We start from the raw sequence: 21379 nt of genomic DNA on the forward strand, positions 1-21379 counted from the left end.
AGTCGCTGCAAATCGGGTCGGGAAAGAGATTGCATTTGCGCGAGGGCTCAAAATTGGTACACTAGTATACAAGTATACGAGTCGGGGGGAGATGTGCAACAGGCTTGGCGTTGGTTCGGACCCAAGGACACAGTGCGGCTGAGCGATATTCGTCAGGCCGGCGCGACACATGTTGTTACCGCCCTGCACCATATCGCAACCGGCCAACCCTGGCAGAGCAACGACATCCGACAGCGACAAAACGAGATTGCTGTCGCAACTGGTGGCACGCTGGAATGGAGTGTCGTCGAAAGCCTGCCCGTATCAGAAGACATCAAATCCCAGTCCGGCAACATGCGCGAACACATCACTGCCTATCGTTCGTCGCTTGAGGCTTTGGCGGAGGCGGGTATCAAGGTCATCTGCTACAATTTCATGCCCGTGCTCGATTGGACGCGGACCGATTTGCGGGCTCCGATGTCCCACGGCGGAACCGCCATGCGCTTCGATCTGTCGACATTCGCTGCTTTCGATCTCTATGTGCTTGAACGTAAGGGGGCTGAGGACGAGTACGACGATGCCACTTTGGACGCGGCGCGCGCGCGCTTTTCCTGTATGAGTGACACGGAACAGGCGCAGTTGACACAAACCATAGGGGCCGGTCTGCCCGGCTCGGCCGATCACTGGTCTCTCGATGAATTGCGTGACGCACTGCGGCGATATGACGGGCTGAGCGCAGATCGGTTGCGTCAACATCATATCGACTTTCTTAGCGAGGTCGTGCCGACGGCAGAACGGCTGGGTGTGCGCCTGTGCTGTCATCCAGACGACCCGCCATTTCGCCTGCTCGGTTTGCCGCGTGAAATGTCTACTGCCGACGACTATGCACACGTGCTTAACGCCGTTCCGGATTCCGCGTTCGGAATGACGCTTTGTACGGGTTCGCTTGGCGCGCGCCCCGACAACGACTGCGTCCAGATTGCCAGGCAGTTTGCGCCGCGCATCCACTTTGCGCACCTGCGCAACGTCACTCGCGACACCGACACCATCCCGTGTTCGTTTTTTGAAGACGAACATCTTTCGGGACAGACAGACATGGTCGGCGTCGTTCGCGTGTTGCTCGAGGAAGAGGCCCGTCGCCAGAGCGAGGGGCGCAGCGATTGGGAAATCCCAATGCGCCCCGATCATGGGCAAGAAATCCTAAGTGATCTGACCGCAGGCGCTCAACCCGGGTATCCGGCGGTCGGACGCCTTAAGGGGCTGGCCGAACTGCGTGGCGTGATTGCCGGTCTCGGGGTGGAGGTCGCATGAACATGAGCCTTGTCGATCACGGTCTGGACCGGACCCAACCCATCCCGAAGCAGCTCTACGAGATCCTCAGGCGCCGCATCGTGGCCAACACTCTGCAGCCTGGCGAGCGCATCTCGGAAGCCGCACTTGCGCAGGAATTCGATGTCAGCCGCACGCCTCTGCGGGCGGCGCTGCAGCAACTGGCAACCGAAGGGTTGGTGACAGTACGCCCTCAGGTCGGCACGCTTGTGGCCAAGCTCGACGTGGCGCAATTGAATGAGGCTGTCTTCATCCGCTCGGCCCTTGAATGTGCCGTTGTCGAAAAACTGGCCAGAGAAAGCGTTGATCTGAGCGCGATTGAGCGTCTGCTCTCGCTTCAGGCGGTTGCGGCCGATGTGGATGACTATGCTACCTTTTTTCAGCATGACGAAGCGTTCCATGCAAAGCTTGCCGAACTGGCGGGGACGCCGACATCGTGGAAGCTGGTGCAATCGGTAAAAGGGCATGTTGACCGTCAGCGCTATACCCTGATGGCAGGCATACCGATGCGCTCACAACGCGCGTTTCAGGAGCATCTGGACATCATCAACTGCATTCGGGCGGGTGACGTCGCCGGAGCCTCAAAAGCGATGGCTATCCATGTGGCCTCGGTTCTCGAGCTCGAACAATGAGAAAGACAGCCCTGCCGGGCGCTTAAACAGCGAACTTTTCAAGGGAGGAAACTATGACCGGCACATTTAAGAGACTTGTGGGAACAAGCGCACTTGCGCTTGCATTTTCGGCGGGTTCCGCGTTTGCGCAGACGGAACTGCGCATGACGTGGTACAACGACGGCATCGAAGGCGAAGTCATGCAAGGGCTTCTCGATCGCTTTGAGGAAGCAAACCCCGACATCTCGGTGGTTCTTGATGTCGTCCCCTATAAGGCGATCATCGAAAGCCTGCCGGTACAGCTTGCCGCTGGCGAGGGGCCGGATCTTGCGCGTGTCACCGACCTTGGCGGTCTGTCGCAATACTATCTCGATATGACGCCCTACATCAGTGACACCGAGTATTGGCAGACAAGTTTCGGACCGTTCCTGAAGTGGCTCGACCCTGACGGGGACGCCATCAACGGGTTCATGACCCAGCTCACCGTGACCGGTCCTTATGTCAACAAAACGCTATTCGAGCAGGCCGGGGTCGAGATGCCCGGCGATGGTGCGACGTGGGACGACTATGCCACCGCCGTGAACGAAGTCGCCGAAAAGCTTGAAATTCCGATCCCCATGGCATGGGACAGATCCGGCCACCGCGTTTCAGGTCCGGCGATTGCGATGGGCGCCAAGATGTTTGACGCCGAAGGCAATCCCGCGCTCGTTGATGACGGGCTCAAGGCGATGGCCCAGCGGCTTTATGACTGGCATCAGGATGGCACCATGTCCAAAGAGCTGTGGGGCTCGGTGTCGGGTTCCACCTATCTTGGCGCGAACGAAGATTTCGCCAACGCACAGGTCGTGATGTACATGTCCGGTTCGTGGCAGATCCCGCAATTCGCCGAAACCATCGGCGATGCGTTCGACTGGTGGGCAGTACCCGCGCCTTGCGGACCCGCAGCCTGCACAGGCATGCCGGGTGGAGCGGCACTTGTCGGTCTGGCCGGTACCGAACACCCCGAGGAAGTGGCCAAGCTGATGGATTGGCTCGCTCAGGAAGAACAACTTGCCGAATTCTACGGTAAGACCTTGTTCATCCCCGGACACCTCGGGTTGGCCGAGGGTGGCGTGTCGTTTGACACCCAGGACCCGCGCGCTCAGCACGCTCTTGAAACCTTTGCAGGTGCCGTTCCGGCGATTTCGCCTGTGGCCTTTGACCTGCAAGGCTACGCCAACAACCGTGTCATGTTCAACGCGCTGATCAGCCGTCTGAACGAAGCGATCGTCGGCGAACTGACGCTTGACGAGGCGTACGAACGGATGACCGACGACGTCACCAAGGAACTGGCCGAGAAAGAACGCCAGTAATCACCGGACCTGCCCCGGCCCGCCTGCGCGGGCCAGGGCACCACGCGAAGGGGGAAGCCTCGATGGCGCAACAAAGCGATCAGACCACGGGTGACCGGATTGCCAGTCTTGCGGGGGCACCTGTGCGATTGTTGTTCCGGGCGCTGGACCCGCTATTTACAGCGATCCAACGGGGTATCGGCACCAAGCGGATGCCCTGGATCTTTCTGTTGCCGAACCTGGTGTTCTTTGGCCTCTTCGTCATTTTGCCGCTTTTTATCAACTTCTTCTATTCTCTGACCGGGGGCACGCAGCTCTACCTGACGGACCGGCCCTTTATCGGCACTGAACAATACGGTTATCTGCTGGATTGCGAGGCCTTTACCGATCCTCAGACCTGTCGCGAGGATCGGTTCTGGAAGGGCATTTACAACACGCTGGTGTTTATCTTCTTTCAGGTGACCTTCATGGTCCTATTCTCACTCATCACCGCGCTGATCCTGAATCGCGAAATCCGTGCGCGCGGGTTCTTTCGCGCGGTTTTCTTCTTCCCCGTCCTTCTGTCACCGGTGGTCGTGGCGTTGATCTGGAAGTGGATCCTGTTGCGCGATGGAATTCTGAACGCCTTTCTCGTCTCGATCGGGCTCGACAAGATCCTGTTCTTTGTCAGTCCGGAGTGGTCGATGTTCTGGGCGATCTTCGTGTCGATCTGGGCGCATATGGGGTTTTACACGCTGATCCTTCTAGCCGGGCTGCAGGCAATCCCGCCTGACCTCTATGAGGCCGCCGAGATGGACGGAACCAGCAAGGAGCGCGTGTTCTGGCGCATAACCCTGCCGCTATTGTGGCCCAACATGCTGGTCGTGATCGTGCTCGCGCTGATCAAGGGCGTGCAGATTTTCGACGAGGTCTTCGTGCTGACCGGTGGCGGGCCGGGCACGGCCACGCAGTTCATCGTCCAGTACATCTACAACACCGGCTTCACCAATCAGGTGCAGAACTTCGGTCTCGCTTCTGCCGCCTCGGTGGTGCTTGGCGTGGCGCTTTTTGTTCTGACCATGGCCCAGTTGGCCGCGACCCGGAGGAAAGACGATGTCTGACGCCGCCGCCACATCTTCGCGTACGATCAGGGGCCTGCTTGGTGCTACGCGCGGCACCAACGGGCGCCTGCACTGGACCGATGTTTTCACCTACATGTACCTGGGATTTGGCGTTCTGTTGATGTTTGGGCCGGTTATCTGGTTAGTCTTGTCTTCGTTCAAAACATCCTCCGCGCTCTTGGAGTTTCCACCGACCTTCCTGCCCCTCGGGCAAATCGAAATTCAGGTCGAAGGATATGACGATCCGTTACCGCTTTTTGAAGCAACGCTCGAGGACGGCTCGGTCAAGCAACTGGCTCAGGTACGCAGGATCGGGATCATGAGCCAGATGGTCGATCCTGAAAACCCCGGCGAGACGATCCAGGTACCAATCAACCGGCGCACCGAAGTCCGCGAATTCCGCATGGCTCTGGAAAACTACCGCGATCCGTTAGAGCGGTTCGATTTCACCCGGTACCTGTATAATTCCGTCGTTGTAACGGTCGTGGCGACGCTTGTGACACTCTTGATCAACTCGATGGCAGCCTACGGGCTGGCCATCTACGAATTCCGGGGACGCGCCGCCATCATGCTCTTGGTGATTGGCACGTTGATGATCCCGATCACGGTCATTCTGGTGCCGGTCTATCTGGTCGTCACGTCCATGGGTATGATCAACTCGCTTTGGGCCGTTATCCTGCCCGGGGCTGCGACCCCGACCGGCGTGTTCCTGTTGCGTCAGTACATGCTGACCATTCCCCGAGATCTGATTGAGGCGGCGCGAATGGATAAGGCCAGCGAATGGGCGATCTATTGGAAAGTCGTCCTGCCACTTGCCATGCCCGCGATGGCGGTACTGGCCATCTTTTCGATCATGTGGCGGTGGAACGATTTCCTCTGGCCGCTGATCGTTCTGAACCGGTCTGAAGTCTATACGCTTCAGGTTGGTCTGAATGCCTTCCAGGGAGAGCTGGATGTCCAGTGGCATTACATCCTCGCGATGACCGTGGTCACTCTGATCCCGGTGACGCTTGTGTTTGCGTTCCTTCAGAAATTCATAACGACCGGCATCGCGTCATCGGGGATGAAATGAGCCGCCCCCTGATCTTCATGGATCCGTACCCCCGTACTCAGGAGATGGTTTATACGCCCGATTGCGCTGCGGCGCTCGATCAGATGGGCGATGTTGTAACCCATTGGGGATCGCGCGCGCCCGACGATCTGGTCGAGGCTAACCTCGACCGGATGACGATCCTGATCGGTCAGACGGCGATAGACCGTGACCGGTTGGACAGGGCCCCAAACCTGCGTGCGATCCTGAACGTCAAAGCCAACTGGGAACCCAATATCGATTACGAGGCCTGTCAGGCCCGTGGCATTCACGTCCTGTCTGCTGCTCCGGCAATGGCGCCCGCAGTTGCCGAATACTGTCTGGCGCAGGCAATCGTCTCGCTGCGGGGTCTGGGAAACGCCGACGCGCTGTTCCGGTCCGGGCAAGAGGCATATGGCATCGCTGGCAACCAGAGTGCCAGATCGCTTTTTGGTGCGGAAGTCGCGCTGGTAGGATATGGCAATCTCGGACGTGCGCTTGTTCCTCTGCTGCGTCCGTTCGGTGTGCAGCTCAGTGTTTACGATCCTTGGCTGTCGGACGGGTATCTTCGGGCCGAAGGGGTCGAACCCGTTGGCCTTGAAGAGGCAATTTCGCAATCGGACGTGCTGTTCCTGCTGGCTGGTGTCACGACCGAGAACGAAGGTTTTCTGACCCGATCGCGCCTGGCATCAATCCGCCAGGATGCAACGGTTGTTCTGGCCTCGCGCGCCGAGATCGTCGAGTTCGACGCCTTCCTTGAGCTTGCCGCGTCCGGTGCGTTTCGCGCGGTAGTGGATGTCTTTCCCCATGAACCTGTTCCGAAAAACAGCCCGTGGCGATCAAACGACGGCACGCTTTACTCGGCCCATCTGGCTGGCGGGCTAAAGGCGTCATACGCCCGTATTCGAGAGGCGATGCTTGACGATATCGGTCAGATTCTCAAGGACCACCCGCCGCTTCGAATGCAGCGGGCCAATCCAAAACATGCAGCGGCGATGCGCAGCCGATAGGACTGAAAGGGAAACGATGACTGAAATACGATTGTCAGAGGTGAAAAAGGCCTATGGTTCGGTCGACGTCATCCACGGGATCGATCTGGTGGTTGATTCCGGCGAGTTTTGCGTCTTTGTCGGGCCGTCTGGCTGCGGCAAATCCACCTTGCTTCGGATCATCGCGGGGCTGGAAGACATCACCAGCGGCGAGGTGGTCATCGATGGCGATACAGTCAACTCGATCCCGGCGTCGGAGCGGGGGTTGGCCATGGTGTTTCAGTCTTACGCTCTCTATCCCCACATGTCGATCTACAAGAACATGGCCTTCGGGCTGGAGAATTCGAAACTGCCACGTGCCGAAATCGACGAACGTGTGAATTCTGCCGCCCGGATGCTGCAGCTTCAGGATTACCTGCATCGCAAACCGAAGGCATTGTCAGGCGGCCAGCGTCAGCGGGTGGCCATCGGACGGGCCATTGTGCGCGATCCCAAAGCTTTTCTCTTTGACGAACCGCTTTCAAATCTCGATGCCGAATTGCGCGTAACGATGCGCAAGGAACTGGCGGCTCTTCATGCCGACATCGGCGGCACGATGATCTACGTCACCCATGACCAGGTTGAAGCGATGACGCTGGCGGACAAAATCGTGGTGCTTCAGGCGGGTCGGATCGAACAGGTCGGAACACCCCTTGATCTCTACAACAAACCCCAGAACGTTTTTGTGGCAGGGTTCATCGGCTCGCCCCGGATGAATATCTTTGACGCCACCGCAGTAGCGGACGAGAGCGGTTTGATCCTTCGGTCCGGGCCATGCACCATGGCGGTGCCGCCGATCAAAGGGCTGGCGCCGGGTGACGCGTGTTCCTTTGGAATTCGGCCCGAACATCTGGATGTCACCGAAAACCACGAGGCCGATTTGGTGGCAAGTTGCTCTCTGGCCGAACAGCTGGGCGGTGAAACCTATCTGTATTGCGATGCCGAAGGACTGCCGCAGATCACCGCGCACCGTCCAGGCCAGTTGTCCGTTGCCGAAGGTCAGGAGGTCGCGCTCCGCATCGACCGGACCAACCTGCATGTCTTTGACCGGAACGGTCAGACGCTCGCAAACGGGTTCGCGGGATGAGCGACAAGATCCGATTTGCGGTCGTTGGGCTTGGTATGGCGTCCAAACCTCATGCCCTCGCGCTGCAGGCGCTGTCCGATCGAATTGATGTGATCGGTGCCTATGCTCGCAGCCCCGCAGCCCGGCAATCCTTTTCCGACACCTACGGGTTTAGGTCGGTCTCTGATCTTGGGTCACTGGCCGAAGACCCGGATGTCGATGCGCTGCTTCTGATCACGCCGCCCAACGCGCGCCAGGATATCGTCACCCAATTCGCGCGCGCGGGAAAACATGTCTTGTCCGAAAAACCGCTGGAGCGTGATCTGAAGCGGGCGCAGGCGATCGTTCAAACCTGCGAAGACGCTGGCGTGCGCCTTGGCGTGGTTTTCCAACATAGATTTCGCGCTGCGTCCGAGGCGCTTGATCGACTGATCCGGTCGGGTGACCTGGGTGCGGTTCGGGTGGTGCGGGCCGAGGTGCCCTGGTGGCGTGATCAGGCGTATTACGACGAGCCGGGCCGGGGCAGCTATGCCCGCGACGGTGGCGGCGTCCTGATCAGTCAGGCGATTCATACACTGGATCTGATGCTGTCTTTGACCGGTCCTGTCGCCGCGGTTAATGCGATCTGCACAACCACATCGTTTCATGAAATGGAAGCCGAGGACGTTGCCGTTGGCCTTTTGCAGTTTGCCAGCGGGGCGGTTGGCCAGCTCTTTGCCAGCACCGCAAGCTTCCCCGGTGAGGCCGAAAGCCTGCGGTTCGATTTTGATCACGCCTCGGCGACGCTGAAATCGGGTGTTCTGACAGTTCAGTGGCGCGATGGTCGCGTCACGACCTATGGCGACGAAGCAGAGGGAACTGGCGGCGGAACCGATCCGATGGCGTTCCCGTTCAGCTGGCATCAATCGCTGATCGCGGATTTTTCTGATGCCATTGATCAGGGTCGCGATCCGCGTGTTACCGGCGCGATGGCGCTGGAGGTTCACCGGTTGATCGCCGCCCTGGAACAGTCGTCGCGCACACAGCAGCGCATTGAGCTGGAGACAATCTCATGAGTTTGACGCTTGGCGTGATCGGGATCGATCACCGGCACATATATGGGCAACTGGGACAAATGCAGGCCCGCGGATGTAGCTGCAAGGGGTGGTATACCGAAGGTGACCCTCAGCCCTTGGCCGGATTTTTGCAGCGGTTTCCTGACATCCCACGCGTTACCGATACCAGGACGCTTCTGGATGATCCCGAAATCGACCTGATCCTGATCGCGGATATCCCGTCCCGAAGGGCCGACCTGGCCATCAAGTCCATGCAGGCCGGCAAAGACGTGATGACCGACAAACCCGGCTGTACCACCCTTGACCAGCTGGCGGCATTGCGAGCCTGTGTGGCCGAAACGGGTCGCATCTGGTCGGTCGACTTTTCCGAACGTTTCGAAGTTCCGGCCGTCACGCGCGCGGCCGAATTGATCGCCGAAGGGGCAATCGGGACCGTCGTGCAAACGGTCGGGCTTGGCCCGCACCGCCTCAACCTTCCGACCCGTCCGGACTGGTTTTTCGATGACGCGGCCTATGGCGGGATTCTGACCGATATCGGATCTCATCAGATCGATCAGTTTCTTTATCTGACCGGGTCGGACAACGCCGAAGTCGTGGCTTCGGCCGTCGGCAACTTTGCAAATCCCGACCATCCCGGTCTGCAGGATTTCGGAGAGATCCTGCTGCGTTCAGACAAAGGCAGCGGCTATATCCGCGTGGATTGGTACACCCCAGACGCGCTGCCAACCTGGGGGGATGGACGCCTGACCATTCTAGGCACCGAAGGGTATATCGAACTGAGAAAATACGTCGACGTCACCGGGCGCGAAGGCACGGACCATGTCATCCTCGTCAATGGGGATCGCTGCGAACATATCGACGCATCCGGCGCGGCTTTGCCGTATTTTGACCGACTGATCCAGGACGTACGGAACCGGACGCAAACCGCGATGCCGCAGAGCCACTGTTTCACTGTGATGGAGCTGGCGCTTAGGGCGCAGGCCAGAGCAACGCGGCTTCGAGGTCTTGCGAATGCTTAACGTCGCGATACTTGGCTGCGGGATCGGTGGTGAGCATATCGGTGGGTATGCCCAGCTGACCGACCGGTACAGGATCGCGGTGATTTGCGATACCAATCAACAGCTTGCCCAAAAATACGCAGCGACCACTGGTGCACGCGCAACGACGGGCATTGACGACGTTCTCGCCGATCCGGGTGTGGATATCGTCGATATCTGCCTGCCGCCATCGATGCATGTTCCCGTAGCCATACGCGCCCTCGACGCAGGCAAGCACGTGATCGTCGAAAAACCCTTGGCCGGATCGTTGAGCGACGCTGATCGTCTTGTTGAGGCCGAAAACAGATCGCAACAACGCGTGTTCCCGGTGTTTCAGTACAGGTACGGTCGGGCGTTCGATCAATTGCGCGCTCTGCGCGCGGCTGGGTTGCTGGGGCGCCCTCTGGCGGCGTCAATTGAAACGCACTGGAGCCGCGACAGTGACTACTACGCCAACCCGTGGCGCGGCACGTGGGAACGCGAACTTGGCGGTGCGGTGCTCAGTCATGCCATTCATGCCCATGACCTTTTGACCCAACATTTCGGACCGGTGGCCGATGTTTCCGCAATGCTGACCACCCGCGCCAATCCCATCGAAACCGAAGATTGCGCCGCCATCTCGCTGCGAATGGTGAACGGCGCGGTGGCCACGTCGTCGATTACGCTGGGCGCCGCTACTGACACAACGCGACTGCGGCTTGTCTTTGACCACCTTACCGCGGAAAGCGGCTGTGCGCCGTACACGCCGGGTCAGGATCAATGGCAGTTCATCGCGCGTGACACGTCGGTGCAATCAAGGGTGGACGAGGTGGTCAACAATGCGCCGACTGCCCCTGAAGGGTTTGCGGGACTTTTTGAGGCCATCGCAGACACGTTGGAGGGGCGTGAGGGGCGCGAAGTGACGCTTGCAGAGGGGCTTGCCTCGATCGAATTGGTGGCAGCGATCTATCAATCGGATCGGTCCGGGGAACAGGTAACGCTTCCGGTTGATAGGATGTTGCCAATTGCAGCATCGTTGCGGCCATGAGACTGACCGACGCGGCACTTTCTGGATACGCTGGGCCCGGGCTCCCGCCGGGCTATGACCGCGCAGGGATCAGAGCCGGGATCGTGCATATTGGGATCGGCGCGTTTCACCGGGCGCATCAGGCCGCCTATGTGGATACGGCTTTGGCAAAGGATCCAAGCTGGGGCATTCGCGCGATATCCATGCGCAGCCCCGACACGCTTGATCGATTGGGCCCGCAAGATTTCCTCTACACATTGGCCGAACGCGGCGCTGCGGGGATTTCAGCGCGGGTGATCGGCGCGGTAATGTCGATCGAGGTCGGCCCGGACGCGGCGGTTGCGGCCTTGGCCGACCCGAGTATCCGCTTGCTGACGCTGACCGTGACTGAAAAGGGCTATACGCCCGCGCTTGCAGCCACGATTTCTGCCGGGCTGGCGCGGCGGGCAGAGATGGGCGCAGGGCCGCTGACGATCCTGTCATGCGACAATCTCAGCGATAATGGTCGCGTCACCGAAATGCTTGTGCGATCCGCGACCAAAGGTCGGGCGGTCGGGCAATACCTCGACCAGTCGGTCCGCTTTCCAAGCTGCATGGTGGACCGGATCACGCCCGCCACGACCGCACAGGACCGCGTCGAAGTTTCGGCCCTGACCGGCCTGGAGGATGCATGGCCCGTCGTGACCGAACCCTTCTCTCAATGGGTGATCGAGGACAATTTCGCCGATGAACGCCCGCCACTACCGGGGGTCGATTGGGTCGCCGATGTTGCCCCATATGAAGAGGCGAAACTCAGGTTGCTCAACGGCGCCCACACGACCTTGGCGATGCTTGGACCGATGCTGGGTCATCGTTACGTGGCCGATGCTGTGGCTAACCCGGTTTTGCGGCGCTTGATCGATGGAACCGCGCGCTACGAGGTGATCCCGCATCTGTCTCTCGGGGCGGCTGTTCTCGCGGCGTACTGGCAGGCTCTGCTCGAACGGTTCGACAATCCGGCTCTCAATCATGCGCTGTCTCAGATTGCCAGCGACACGTCGCAGAAAATCCCACAGCGACTGGTGGCACCGCTTCTTGACGCGCGCCGGTCAGGACGGAATGCTCCAGGGCTGGTAATGGCGATTGCCGCCTGGCTGGAACGCATCCGCCGCGAAACCCGCGCCGAGCGCGCATTGCACGATCCCTTGGCAGACTGGCTCGCCAAGCTTGCACCGATGCCGCCCGAAGCCGCGCTTAAGACCCTTAGCGACGCAAAGGCCCCGCTTAACAACCTGACGCCCGATCTCATCACTGCAGTTCTTGCAGCACATGAGGTGCTCGACGGTAAGGAAGGTGCGGCTCTTGCCGACGGCCTGAGGAAATATATCGAGGCCCACGATGCTTGAAAGGTCAGAGCTTGCTGAAAACGCGCTGGCGTCGCTTCACTACGAAGGCTACGGCAAGGCGTTCGATCCCCAAAACCTCAATGCCCAGACCATGATCTTTACCGGCGGGCGTGAGGGGCAGTCGCTGAATGGGGACTGGTACTTTTGTGTCGATCTGCTCGATACCGGGTTGCGCCAGAAATGGTTCGCCCTGTCACCGTTGTCCGCCGGAGAACGCACCGAACCCTGGGACTATGACCCTTACGACGGTGAAACGGTCCCTGTGCCGTCGTGCTGGCAAATGCTGCGCGACCGCTGGTATTTTTTTGAAGGCTCGGCCTGGTACACGCGCGCCTTTGACTATCATCTGCCCCCCGGTCGACGGCTATTCTTGCGCATCGGCGCGGCTCAGTACGATTGCAAGGTTTTTCTAAACGGCAAGTTTCTGGGCAACCACGCTGGCGGCTCGACCCCTTTTTGCGTCGAACTGACCGCTGCGTTAGAGGCGGGCACAAACTGGGTCATGCTTTGCGTGAACAACACTCGGACCTCAGACCGTGTGCCGATGAAGAATACCGACTGGTTCAACTATGGCGGGGTCTATCGTGACGTTGAGCTGTTCGAGACATCGCAAACGGTCATACGGGACCTATTTGTCCGTCTTTCAGGCAGTAATATCTGTGTCAGCGCCAGAATTGATGGACCTGCGACAGAAGCCACGTTTAAGGTCCCGGCCCTCGGGGTCGACGCAACGCTGCAAGTGTCAGACGGTGCCGCCCAGGCAACGATCCCAGCGCAACCAGATCTCTGGTCGCCCGAGACGCCGGTTCTTTACGACATCACGCTGACCGCCGGAGAAGACCGCGTCAGCGATCGTGTAGGCTTTCGCCGGATTGAACGGCGCGGCGCAGAGATCTTTCTCAACGGTCAGCCCGTCTTTCTGCGTGGTATCTCTGTTCACGAGGATGACGAGCGCGCGGGCAAAGTCACCAACGAAGCGGACATCCGTCGCCGATTTAGCCATGCACGCGAACTGGGCTGCAACTTTCTGCGGCTGGCGCACTATCCCCATCACGAACTCGCCGCCCGGATCGCGGACGAGGTCGGGCTTATGCTTTGGGAAGAGATACCGGTCTACTGGGCCATAGACTTTGCCAACCCAGCGACCCGGCGTGATGCGGAAAACCAACTGCGGGAGCTTATCCAGCGCGACAGGAACAGGGCCAGCGTCGTTATCTGGTCGGTCGGCAACGAAAACCCGGATACAGACGCCCGGCTCGACTTTATGAAAGGTCTGGCCGACCTCGCCAAAACCGAAGACCCAAGCCGCCTGACCGCCGCCGCGTGTCTGATTAACCACCACTCTCTGGCCATCGAAGACCGGCTTGCGGCCCATATCGATGTGATCGGGATCAACGAGTATTACGGCTGGTACGAACAGGACTTTCGCGATCTGCAGACAATCGGCAAGAACTCCAATCCCGACCGCCCCGTGGTCGTCTCGGAAACCGGTGCCGACGGCGATCACACCGCGGGACCCAATACGGGGCTTTTCAGCGTCGCTTATCAGGCCGAAGTCTATCGCCGACAGATCGAGATCTTGCGTGGACTGGACTATGTAAAGGGCATGACCCCTTGGATTCTTTACGATTTCCGAACCGAACGGCGTCAGGGCATCTACCAGCGCGGATTCAATAGGAAAGGCCTGATCGCCGCCGACAAAACGACCATGAAACCAGCTTTTGAAGTGCTGGCGGCATATTACTCAGAACTCGCGGGCAGCACGGAAGACTAGCCGATCCTGTTGACAGGCGGAACGGCGCTCAGGTTGCGGGGCAAGCTTTCAAAAAGACTGGTTGGCACGATTTGACTGGTCCAGTTTGGTTGTTAGTGCATGACTGGCCTCTGGTCCCTCGGGACAATGTTCTCTGGTACGGGCAGATTGTAACCCAATGCGCTGTGTGGTCTCTTGGTGTTGTAGTGCTTCCTCCAGTTTTCAATGATGATTTGTGCTTCTTTCAATGAGTAGAAGATTTCCCGATTTAGAAGCTCGCCTCTGAACCGAGCGTTGAAACTCTCGACCTAGCCATTCTCCCAAGGGCTAATCACGCGAATAGTTGTCGTTGTGCCTGTGGCCCCTCTAGTCCTCTGGCGGTCCGATCTGATCGGGATGTGCGGCGATGAAGGCCGGCATGTCTTCGGCCAGCGCGGCGACGCGGCTGACATGGGCGAGGTCGGAATAGTCCACGCCCCAGCGATCGGCGTTATAAAGCTGCGGGATCAGGCAACAATCGGCCATGGTCGGCACGTTGCCATAACAAAAGGACGATGACGGGTTCTGCGCCAGCAAGGCATCCAGGGGCACCAGACCCTTGCGAATGAAATGGCGCATCCATTCCACACGCGCCGCGTCACCACCCTGGGTCAGCTCAACCACATGTTTGGCAACATGGAGGTTGCAGACCGGGTGGATCTCCATCGCGACGGCATAGGCCAACTGCCGCACCCGCGCCTGCTCCAACGGGTCCTCAGGCAGCAGGGTCGAGCCCGGCACCGTAGCATGCAGATACTCGATGATCGCCAAAGACTGCGTCAGCACCTGGCCATCGATTTGCAACGACGGCAGAATCCCCTGTGGATTGAGCGCCAGATACGCCGCCGAGCGATGTGCACCAGCAAGAAGGTTTACCTGCTGCGCCTCGTAGGAAACGCCCAAAAGATTCAAGGCGATGCGAACCCGATAGCTCGCCGATGACCGCCAATAGTCATATAATATTACGTCACTCACCGGAGGGCCCTTCTCAGTCGAGTTGATCGACAGGCTGCGCGTTCAGCGCGCCGTAATTCTGCTCACCAATACGATCATAAAGATCCATCTGTGTTTCGATGAAGTCGATGTGCCCCTCTTCGTCACTCATCAGCTTTTCAAACAGGGACATGGTGACAAAATCGCCTTCTTCGCGGCAGACCTCACGGGCCTCTTTGTACAGCGCGCGTGCCTCGTATTCGATCTTGAGATCAGCCTCGAGAACCTCACGCACAGTTTCCCCGATGCGCAGCGGATTGAGGTGCTGCAGGTTGGGGTGACCTTCCAGGAATATGATCCGCTCAATCAGATCGTCCGCATGGACCATCTCTTCGATGGACTCTTTCTTCCACTTGTCACCCATTTTCTGGAAACCCCAGTCGTCCAGCAACCGGTAGTGCAGCCAGAACTGGCTGACCGCTGTAAGCTCGTGCTTGAGCGCCTGATTCAGATAACCGATGACCTTTTCATTGCCCTTCATTTCTTCAATCTCCTGGGTATTTCATCGCCGCGCAGCATGCCGCTGAGCGTGATCTCTGCCGTGATATGGGTGATTTTGTGGTTCAGAAGCGGCGCACAATCCGTGCAGTCGGGCTTTACGCCCATCTCCTTGAACAGGCGGCTTTGCGTGATCTGTGCCTTGGGGTTCTTTTCCAGAAGCGTGCGGATGGCTTTCTCCATCTCCTCTTCACGGATTACGGCACATTGACAGATAATGGTCATTGCGCCGCTCCTATGACCGAGGATGAAGTTGTTTTTGTTGAAGTTTTCGCCTTCTGCGGTGCCGTCATGTCGCAAGCTCCTTAAGGTCCTCTCCGATATTGCAATCGGCCGCTTCTCCTTCGAATTAGGACCCGGGTCGAAACGCCGGGCCCCGTGGATTGGCCGCTCCGCAATGGCGCGTTTCAGCCCCCGAAATCCGGCGCCGGCAGGATTTTGCCTTCGCAATTGCCAAAGCCGATCCGATAGTCGCCTTCGCACCAGCCGGTGATGTTGATGCTGTCGCCATCCTCGAGGAAGGTGCGGGTGCCGCCATCGACGGGCAGCGCGTCGCGGCCATTCCAGGTCAATTCAAGCATCGAGCCGAAGCTGTCCTGCGTCGGGCCCGAAATCGTCCCCGATCCCAGCAAATCCCCGGTGCACATCGCGCATCCCGACGAGGCGTGATGCACCAGCTGCAGTGCTGACGAATAATACATGTACTTGTAATTCGTTTTGCTAATCACCGCTGGCTTGCCCCCATCTGGCGTCAGTTCGACGACCATCTCGATATCGAAGTTGTTGGGCGTCTTCTCTTCCAGATAAGGCAACAGAGGCTGAACCCGCTCGGGGGCGGAAACCCGGAACGGTTCAAGCGCCTCGCGGGTCACCAGCCAGGGGCTGATCGAGGTGCCGAAAGCCTTGGACTGGAACGGACCCAGCGGTTGGTATTCCCAGACCTGAATGTCGCGGGCCGACCAGTCGTTCATCAATACGTAGCCAAAGATATTGTCGTAGGCTTCGGCGGCGCTGACGGGCGTTCCCATCGGGTTCGGTGTGCCCACGATGGCACCCAGCTCAAGCTCGATATCCAGCTTCTCGCACGCGCCAAAGCGTGGAACCTCGTCTTGCGGGCCCTTGAGCTGACCGTTGGGTCGGTGGATCGGGGTACCCGAAGCGACGACGGTCGAGGCCCGGCCATTATAGCCGATCGGGATGTGCAGCCAGTTCGGCATCAGTGCGTTGTTCGGGTCACGGAACATGGTTCCGACATTGGTTGCGTGCTCTTTCGAGGCGTAAAAGTCGGTGTAGGACCGCACAAAGACCGGCAGGTGCATGTCGGCCTCTGCCTGTGCCACCAGCGGCAACGACCGGTCACCGCCCTCGGCATCCAGCAAGTCGCCAATTGCCGCCCGCGTCTGCGACCAAACCGATTGCGGCAGCGCCATCAGAGGGTTCACAACCCCATCGGCAAATACCTTGTCCGACCCGCCCGGGGTCAGCCGTCCCGCCGCTTCCAGCGCGGTCAGGTCAAGGATCTGGTCTCCGATAGCCACCCCGACCCGTTTTGGACCGTCGCCAACAGAAAAAACACCGTAAGGCAGGTTCTGGATGGGAAAATCCGTGCTCGCATCATTGGCGCTTTCGACCCAGCTCTGGCGCTTGGGGTCATGGGTTTCATTCAACGTCGTCATATCGTTCCTCCGCGATTGCCGGTCCGGTGGCTCGCCACGATGGTCACCTCCGGTAGTTCAGACTCTCTGATCCGGCACATTGGCAGTTCGCTCGTCATTTGTTTCCCCCAGCCCGCCGCAAGCAGAAAGCGGTGAGAAAACGTCTTGTTTCAGTGTTGCATTGCTTGCGTTGTTCATAAACTACGTGGTTCGCCCTCCGAACTGGACTGTGCTTTTGCGATGAATTCATTGGGTCAGATCAAGCTGTCATCAGACAATCGCCGCGAAAAATCGAATGTGTCGGCAAGCGGTTTGTCTGCGGCAATGTCGGCACCGATTTGGCGAGCTGTTTCGTTCAACATTGGAAGATATTTTTCCGCGATCTCTTCAACGGACGAGACTTTGGCCAACCAGACCAAGTTCATGCTGGCAAACACCCTGTCGCCATCGACGATAGGTATCCCGATTGCCATGGCTTCAGGGCCATGCCCATCCGAACCGACCCAGTAATCCGAGTCGCGCATGGCGTAACCTCGTTCCCGTGTCTTCTGCAGTTCGGTTTCAAGGCGTCCGGATTCGATCCAGTACCGATCACGCTTGTCATTGTTCTTGAGGATTTTCTCGACATGCGCTGCGCATTCGTCCCCTGAACAACTGGCAAGATAGGCAAGCCCCATCGCCGATCGCGCCATCGACGGTTGAAGCCCGTAGAGTTCATTCATTGGCATCAGAACCCGGGTTCGGGTCGATTCAAGGATTTTGATCTTACCGAACTTCGTACAGGTCGCGATATCCGAGGGCCACGGCACCTGCTCTGCGAGCTCTTTCAAATAGGGTGCCACCAACTCGGCCAGCGGGTGCCCATGCGGTTTTGCCCCCACAACGCTGGAAAAGCAAAAAGTCAGTTCGAATTTACTCTCGGCCAACAGACGGCGAACCCACCCGTGTTCCTCGAGCGTATTGAGGATACGGATCAGCGCAGCGTTGGACAGACCGGTCCCGGCATTCAGGTCCTTGAGGCTTGATCGCCCCTCTTCTGCCAGGACCTGAATGACGGTCAGCGCACGGCTTACAGATTCAATTCGTTCTCTCTTCAACGGCATCCCCTGATTCTTGTTTCAATCTTAACGATTCGATTCCCGGATGTCGCAGAAAATTGCAGTCTTTGATCTGACGCGCGCAAAACCGGCAGCGATCACCAAAAACAAACCAACATCACGTTGATCACGATGCCCTATGGCGGCGGGAATTCACCCTGCGGCAATCCGCAGATCTGCCTTTGTTTGTCTTGACGGTGACCGGGGTAAAAGCTAGGCCTGCGCGTATTGCGCGCCGGAAAAAACAGTTTCAGCACACCGGAGCCAATCAATTGTCAATACAATCTTGAGGAGATCATATCATGCTCAAGAGACTCTTACTCATACTCTCGCTATCCACGACTGCGGCGTTCGCCGAGGAGACAAACATGACCGATCCAAAGGAGCTCGGTGAAACCTATTTCAATGCTCTTTATCAAAGCGACTTTGATACGGTGCGCAAGATGCTTTCACCTGACATTGTGTTCGAAGATCCAACCGCTCCGGAAGGCTTTGGCGTGCCTCAATACCTGTCTGGCAAAGACGACTATCTGGAGTTTTGGGAAGGTAGCGCCGCTCAATTGCACAAAAACTACGAAATTACGGATAGTTACGAGTCAGCCGATTACGTCACTCTGCACGTTCGGGTGCACGGAACAGGCGCTGCCGCCCTTTTCGGTCTGGAGGGCGACAAGATTGAACTCAACGGTCATGGTGTGACCGTTCTACATGTCAAAGACGGGCAGATCGTCCGCCATCTGGATTTCTTTGATTACCGAGGCGTTGCCGACAGCATTCGCCCTGTCGAGTAATCCGATCGAAATTCATGGGCGAAAACAAATCAGAGTATTTGTTCTCTTTCAAGTTGTGTTCATGTACATGATTTTGTTTACATCGCTCCTCCTTCTCCCAGGGAATTCCTGGGAGAAGTACTTTTTTGAAACTGACGAATGAATGGATTGCCACGACAGGCTGTCTCGGATCTCCGCCTCTCGCGCACTGTCGTTTCAATCCTTGCGATAGCGACGCTCTCGTCGGTCTTCACGCGCAGAGAAAATCACAAACCACGCCAGCAAAATGAACATCGGGTGGGTTAAACCGCCCGAAAAAACCAATGCCGGAACCCAGATTAGGAACGTCAGGACCGCCACAACGGGCCGACCTGCGATCAAAATTGATAACGGTGGCAACAAAATGGCCAATAAATAGTTCATTTTCACCTCGCATCTCGATCTGTTTTCATGCGTGTCAGTCTGTTTTTCCGCCCTGCCCCGGCTTTAGCGCACATTCGTTGAACAACCGCAGTTGGCATGCTGCACAGACATCATCATCGGCCTGAGCAACGGCAGCGCCCAACGCCTCGGCTTTGTGGGGGTGGGAATTGTCGCCACCCAATTCCTCAAGCACGTGATACCGATCAAGCAGGCGTATGATTTTTGGATTTGCCACCAACAAATAGGTGTCTTGCCCCTGCGCTCGCGACTTTCGGATTTCCTTCATCAGAAAGTCTGCGCCGGACAAGTCGATCTTACCAACGCCGCGCAGGTTGATCAGCCTGGTGCGATGGCGCCCATTCAACTGTTCGAGATTTTGGATTTCTGCCGAAACATGTTCGACCGAGGCAAAGAACAATGGTCCGTCAAGCCGAATGAACGCAATCTGCGGACATTGTTCAAGGTCATAGGCAATCGCGTTCTTGAACACCCGCCGCCCCCCAACCATCGTCGGCGCGCCAACCGAGACGATAGGATTGGCGCTTTTGTGCAGGAAAACTGAAAGTGAAACCAGAACGCCGACAAGGATGGCAAAATCCAGTTCGGTCAGGACGCCGGTGGCAAAGGTTGCGACCAGGATCAGGGTCTCGCTTCGGCTGTCCCGGATGATATGGCGGATTTCGGAAAAGTCGATAAGCCGCCAGGCGACATAGATGATCAGCGCCGCCATCGCAGGCACTGGAACCAGATGCACGAACAGCGCCACAATAAACAGCAGTATCAACAGAAAACCCGCTGCAAACAGACTCGACATTGGCGTTTTCGCCCCGCTGTCGGCGTTCAACCCTGATCGCGTAAACGACCCGGAACCCGCATAGGAATAAAAGAAGCTGCCGATAAAATTACCCAGCCCTTGGCCAATGATTTCCTGGTTCGAATTGTATTCCTCATCCCGGCGCATGGCGAAGCCTTTGCCGATGGAAATCGCCTCGAGCAGTCCGACAAAAGCCACCGCAGCCGCCCCTGGCAGCAAGTCTCGCAGAGCAGAAAAATCCAGTTGCGGAGCTTCGAATGTTGGCAAAACCGAAGTCAGCGGTTTGAACATGGCGACGCCCTGTTCCGGTGCGTTCAGGATCAAACCGGCCAATGCGCCGGCGATCAGCGCGATGATATAGGCTGGCAGGCGTTTGTTGACGCACACCGTGACGAGCAAGGTGACCAATGTCACGACCGCAATCAGAACTGCCGTTCCGTTGGTCGTGTCCAGCACCTCCCATACGCGATGCACGCGTTCCAGGACACCGCCACCGCGCTCGGTTTCCACCCCCAATGCGCCCCCCAGTTGCGATGCACAGATCAGCAATGCTGCAGCAGCGGTGAACCCGGTCAGAACCGAATGCGAGATGAACGAAATCAGCCCACCCAGTCGCAAAGCGCCAGCTGCAAATTGCAGAACCCCGACCATGAATGTGAGTGTGACCGCCAAACTGGTAAACAACGCCGTCCCCGGCGAAGCGAATTCGGACACAGTTGCGAACAGAACAGCCGAAATCGCCGTTGTGGGGCCGGACACCATGATCATCGACGAACCCCAGAACCCGGCAACAACCGTCACGACCATTGCGGTGAACAATCCGTATTCGGGTGGCAAGCCAGCAATGATGGCAAAGGCAACGCCCTGTGGCAGCACGATCGCGGCGTTGGTCAGCCCCGCCATCGCATCGTCGCGCACCGTGCTTTTGGTTACTGATCCGAACCATGGACGTATCGGTGAGAGTTGCATTCCGATGGTCTTGAGAAACTGCTGCATTTGTCCTCATGCGCCGCATGTTGGCGAATTGGGTTACCAGGTCGGGTTTGGGTACGGTTTCTTGCCTTGGAACACTTTAGCACATGGTTGGTAAATTGGTGTGTTCATAGGGTTCTGAAACAGCACATGGCGCGACCCAAATGTCGCGCCACCTGTTTGATTTTATGTTACTCCAAGGCCCAGTCCGCGAGGGAGACCTCGGTGCCCCCGCCGCGTATAATTTGGGTTAGGATTTGGGTTGCTCCGGCTGGGTATTGCCGGAGCGGGGATTTATTTTTTGAGTTCTTTTGCGTGCAGCCAATCGGCGTGTTTGGGTGCGCGTTTGGTTTTGGACCAGTCTTCCAG

General features: G+C 58.0%; 20 protein-coding genes and 2 pseudogenes. 13 read left to right on the forward strand and 9 right to left on the reverse strand.

Going from position 1 to position 21379, the window contains the following annotated elements; translation table 11 throughout:
• Positions 1-93 precede the first annotated feature (93 nt).
• The 12 genes from uxuA (at position 94) to ACR0LX_RS21580 (ending at position 13770) form a co-directional block, all read left to right on the forward strand.
• Entirely contained in the window at positions 94-1290 is a 1197-nt protein-coding gene (gene uxuA, locus ACR0LX_RS21525) for a mannonate dehydratase (RefSeq protein ID WP_480785403.1), read from the forward strand.
• On the forward strand, positions 1287-1940 hold the full coding sequence (locus ACR0LX_RS21530) for a GntR family transcriptional regulator (protein WP_480785404.1): 654 nt from the start codon (positions 1287-1289) through the stop codon (positions 1938-1940). The genes uxuA and ACR0LX_RS21530 overlap by 4 nt, the downstream gene beginning before the upstream one ends.
• Positions 1941-2083: 143 nt before the next feature.
• Positions 2084-3271, forward strand: coding sequence for an ABC transporter substrate-binding protein (locus ACR0LX_RS21535; RefSeq protein ID WP_480785405.1), 1188 nt, complete (start codon positions 2084-2086; stop codon positions 3269-3271).
• Positions 3272-3333: 62 nt separating this feature from the next.
• Positions 3334-4350 (forward strand): carbohydrate ABC transporter permease, encoded by a 1017-nt coding sequence (locus ACR0LX_RS21540; protein WP_480785406.1) that lies wholly within the window; start codon positions 3334-3336, stop codon positions 4348-4350.
• Complete coding sequence (locus tag ACR0LX_RS21545) at positions 4343-5422, forward strand: carbohydrate ABC transporter permease (RefSeq protein WP_171181441.1); 1080 nt, start codon at positions 4343-4345, stop codon at positions 5420-5422. The genes ACR0LX_RS21540 and ACR0LX_RS21545 overlap by 8 nt, the downstream gene beginning before the upstream one ends.
• A complete protein-coding gene (locus ACR0LX_RS21550) occupies positions 5419-6429 on the forward strand; it encodes an NAD(P)-dependent oxidoreductase (protein ID WP_480785407.1) in 1011 nt (336 codons plus the stop codon). Before ACR0LX_RS21545 ends, ACR0LX_RS21550 begins: the two co-directional genes overlap by 4 nt.
• Positions 6430-6445: 16 nt before the next feature.
• A complete protein-coding gene (locus ACR0LX_RS21555) occupies positions 6446-7534 on the forward strand; it encodes an ABC transporter ATP-binding protein (RefSeq protein WP_480785408.1) in 1089 nt (362 codons plus the stop codon).
• A complete protein-coding gene (locus tag ACR0LX_RS21560) occupies positions 7531-8568 on the forward strand; it encodes a Gfo/Idh/MocA family protein (protein WP_480785409.1) in 1038 nt (345 codons plus the stop codon). Before ACR0LX_RS21555 ends, ACR0LX_RS21560 begins: the two co-directional genes overlap by 4 nt.
• Positions 8565-9587: a Gfo/Idh/MocA family protein gene (locus tag ACR0LX_RS21565; protein WP_480785410.1), complete on the forward strand. Its 1023-nt coding sequence runs from the start codon at positions 8565-8567 to the stop codon at positions 9585-9587. The genes ACR0LX_RS21560 and ACR0LX_RS21565 overlap by 4 nt, the downstream gene beginning before the upstream one ends.
• Positions 9580-10632, forward strand: coding sequence for a Gfo/Idh/MocA family protein (locus tag ACR0LX_RS21570; protein WP_480785411.1), 1053 nt, complete (start codon positions 9580-9582; stop codon positions 10630-10632). The genes ACR0LX_RS21565 and ACR0LX_RS21570 overlap by 8 nt, the downstream gene beginning before the upstream one ends.
• Complete coding sequence (locus ACR0LX_RS21575; protein WP_480785412.1) at positions 10629-11996, forward strand: mannitol dehydrogenase family protein; 1368 nt, start codon at positions 10629-10631, stop codon at positions 11994-11996. The genes ACR0LX_RS21570 and ACR0LX_RS21575 overlap by 4 nt, the downstream gene beginning before the upstream one ends.
• Positions 11989-13770, forward strand: coding sequence for a glycoside hydrolase family 2 protein (locus ACR0LX_RS21580; RefSeq protein WP_480785413.1), 1782 nt, complete (start codon positions 11989-11991; stop codon positions 13768-13770). The genes ACR0LX_RS21575 and ACR0LX_RS21580 overlap by 8 nt, the downstream gene beginning before the upstream one ends.
• Before the next feature lie 92 nt (positions 13771-13862).
• On the opposite strand, the pseudogene ACR0LX_RS21585 reads toward ACR0LX_RS21580, so the two are convergent.
• The 6 genes and pseudogenes from ACR0LX_RS21585 to ACR0LX_RS21610 all read right to left on the reverse strand — a co-directional run.
• Positions 13863-14084 (reverse strand): annotated as a pseudogene (locus tag ACR0LX_RS21585) (integrase core domain-containing protein); the annotation flags it as partial.
• Positions 14085-14115: 31 nt separating this feature from the next.
• Positions 14116-14763, reverse strand: coding sequence for a maleylacetoacetate isomerase (maiA, locus tag ACR0LX_RS21590; RefSeq protein ID WP_480785414.1), 648 nt, complete (start codon positions 14761-14763; stop codon positions 14116-14118).
• Between the two features lie 13 nt (positions 14764-14776).
• Positions 14777-15262, reverse strand: coding sequence for a bacterioferritin (gene bfr / locus ACR0LX_RS21595; protein ID WP_480785415.1), 486 nt, complete (start codon positions 15260-15262; stop codon positions 14777-14779).
• The gene (locus ACR0LX_RS21600; RefSeq protein ID WP_480785416.1) at positions 15259-15504 is read right to left on the reverse strand and encodes a hypothetical protein; all 246 of its coding nucleotides are present in this window, start codon (positions 15502-15504) and stop codon (positions 15259-15261) included. Before ACR0LX_RS21600 ends, bfr begins: the two co-directional genes overlap by 4 nt.
• A 182-nt stretch (positions 15505-15686) precedes the next feature.
• Positions 15687-16955 carry a fumarylacetoacetase gene (gene fahA / locus ACR0LX_RS21605; protein WP_480785417.1) on the reverse strand — a complete coding sequence of 423 codons (1269 nt, stop codon included), beginning with the start codon at positions 16953-16955 and terminating at the stop codon, positions 15687-15689.
• A 233-nt stretch (positions 16956-17188) separates the two neighbouring features.
• Positions 17189-18031, reverse strand: coding sequence for a helix-turn-helix domain-containing protein (locus tag ACR0LX_RS21610; RefSeq protein WP_480785418.1), 843 nt, complete (start codon positions 18029-18031; stop codon positions 17189-17191).
• A gap of 368 nt (positions 18032-18399) precedes the next feature.
• Between ACR0LX_RS21610 and ACR0LX_RS21615 the strand changes: the two genes are divergently transcribed.
• Entirely contained in the window at positions 18400-18822 is a 423-nt protein-coding gene (locus ACR0LX_RS21615; RefSeq protein ID WP_480785419.1) for a nuclear transport factor 2 family protein, read from the forward strand.
• Between the two features lie 195 nt (positions 18823-19017).
• On the opposite strand, the gene ACR0LX_RS21620 is transcribed toward ACR0LX_RS21615, so the two are convergent.
• The 3 genes and pseudogenes from ACR0LX_RS21620 to ACR0LX_RS21630 form a co-directional block, all read right to left on the reverse strand.
• Complete coding sequence (locus ACR0LX_RS21620) at positions 19018-19224, reverse strand: hypothetical protein (RefSeq protein WP_480785423.1); 207 nt, start codon at positions 19222-19224, stop codon at positions 19018-19020.
• Between the two features lie 34 nt (positions 19225-19258).
• Positions 19259-21034, reverse strand: a complete 1776-nt coding sequence (locus ACR0LX_RS21625) for a SulP family inorganic anion transporter (RefSeq protein ID WP_480785420.1) — start codon at positions 21032-21034, stop codon at positions 19259-19261.
• A 270-nt stretch (positions 21035-21304) separates the two neighbouring features.
• Positions 21305-21379 (reverse strand): annotated as a pseudogene (locus ACR0LX_RS21630) (VOC family protein); the annotation flags it as partial.

It is taken from the genome of Ruegeria sp. CH11 (assembly GCF_056537105.1).

Coding starts and splice junctions, on each gene's coding strand:
- ACR0LX_RS21615 (WP_480785419.1), top strand. CDS start 18,400: ATGACCGATCCAAAGGAGCTCGGTGAAACCTATTTCAATGCTCTTTAT.
- ACR0LX_RS21565 (WP_480785410.1), top strand. CDS start 8,565: ATGAGTTTGACGCTTGGCGTGATCGGGATCGATCACCGGCACATATAT.
- ACR0LX_RS21570 (WP_480785411.1), top strand. CDS start 9,580: ATGCTTAACGTCGCGATACTTGGCTGCGGGATCGGTGGTGAGCATATC.
- ACR0LX_RS21535 (WP_480785405.1), top strand. CDS start 2,084: ATGACGTGGTACAACGACGGCATCGAAGGCGAAGTCATGCAAGGGCTT.
- fahA (WP_480785417.1), bottom strand. CDS start 16,955: ATGACGACGTTGAATGAAACCCATGACCCCAAGCGCCAGAGCTGGGTC.
- ACR0LX_RS21530 (WP_480785404.1), top strand. CDS start 1,287: ATGAACATGAGCCTTGTCGATCACGGTCTGGACCGGACCCAACCCATC.
- bfr (WP_480785415.1), bottom strand. CDS start 15,262: ATGAAGGGCAATGAAAAGGTCATCGGTTATCTGAATCAGGCGCTCAAG.
- ACR0LX_RS21625 (WP_480785420.1), bottom strand. CDS start 21,034: ATGCAGCAGTTTCTCAAGACCATCGGAATGCAACTCTCACCGATACGT.
- ACR0LX_RS21620 (WP_480785423.1), bottom strand. CDS start 19,224: ATGAACTATTTATTGGCCATTTTGTTGCCACCGTTATCAATTTTGATC.
- ACR0LX_RS21545 (WP_171181441.1), top strand. CDS start 4,343: ATGTCTGACGCCGCCGCCACATCTTCGCGTACGATCAGGGGCCTGCTT.
- ACR0LX_RS21580 (WP_480785413.1), top strand. CDS start 11,989: ATGCTTGAAAGGTCAGAGCTTGCTGAAAACGCGCTGGCGTCGCTTCAC.
- ACR0LX_RS21600 (WP_480785416.1), bottom strand. CDS start 15,504: ATGACCATTATCTGTCAATGTGCCGTAATCCGTGAAGAGGAGATGGAG.
- ACR0LX_RS21575 (WP_480785412.1), top strand. CDS start 10,629: ATGAGACTGACCGACGCGGCACTTTCTGGATACGCTGGGCCCGGGCTC.
- ACR0LX_RS21560 (WP_480785409.1), top strand. CDS start 7,531: ATGAGCGACAAGATCCGATTTGCGGTCGTTGGGCTTGGTATGGCGTCC.
- ACR0LX_RS21540 (WP_480785406.1), top strand. CDS start 3,334: ATGGCGCAACAAAGCGATCAGACCACGGGTGACCGGATTGCCAGTCTT.
- ACR0LX_RS21555 (WP_480785408.1), top strand. CDS start 6,446: ATGACTGAAATACGATTGTCAGAGGTGAAAAAGGCCTATGGTTCGGTC.
- ACR0LX_RS21550 (WP_480785407.1), top strand. CDS start 5,419: ATGAGCCGCCCCCTGATCTTCATGGATCCGTACCCCCGTACTCAGGAG.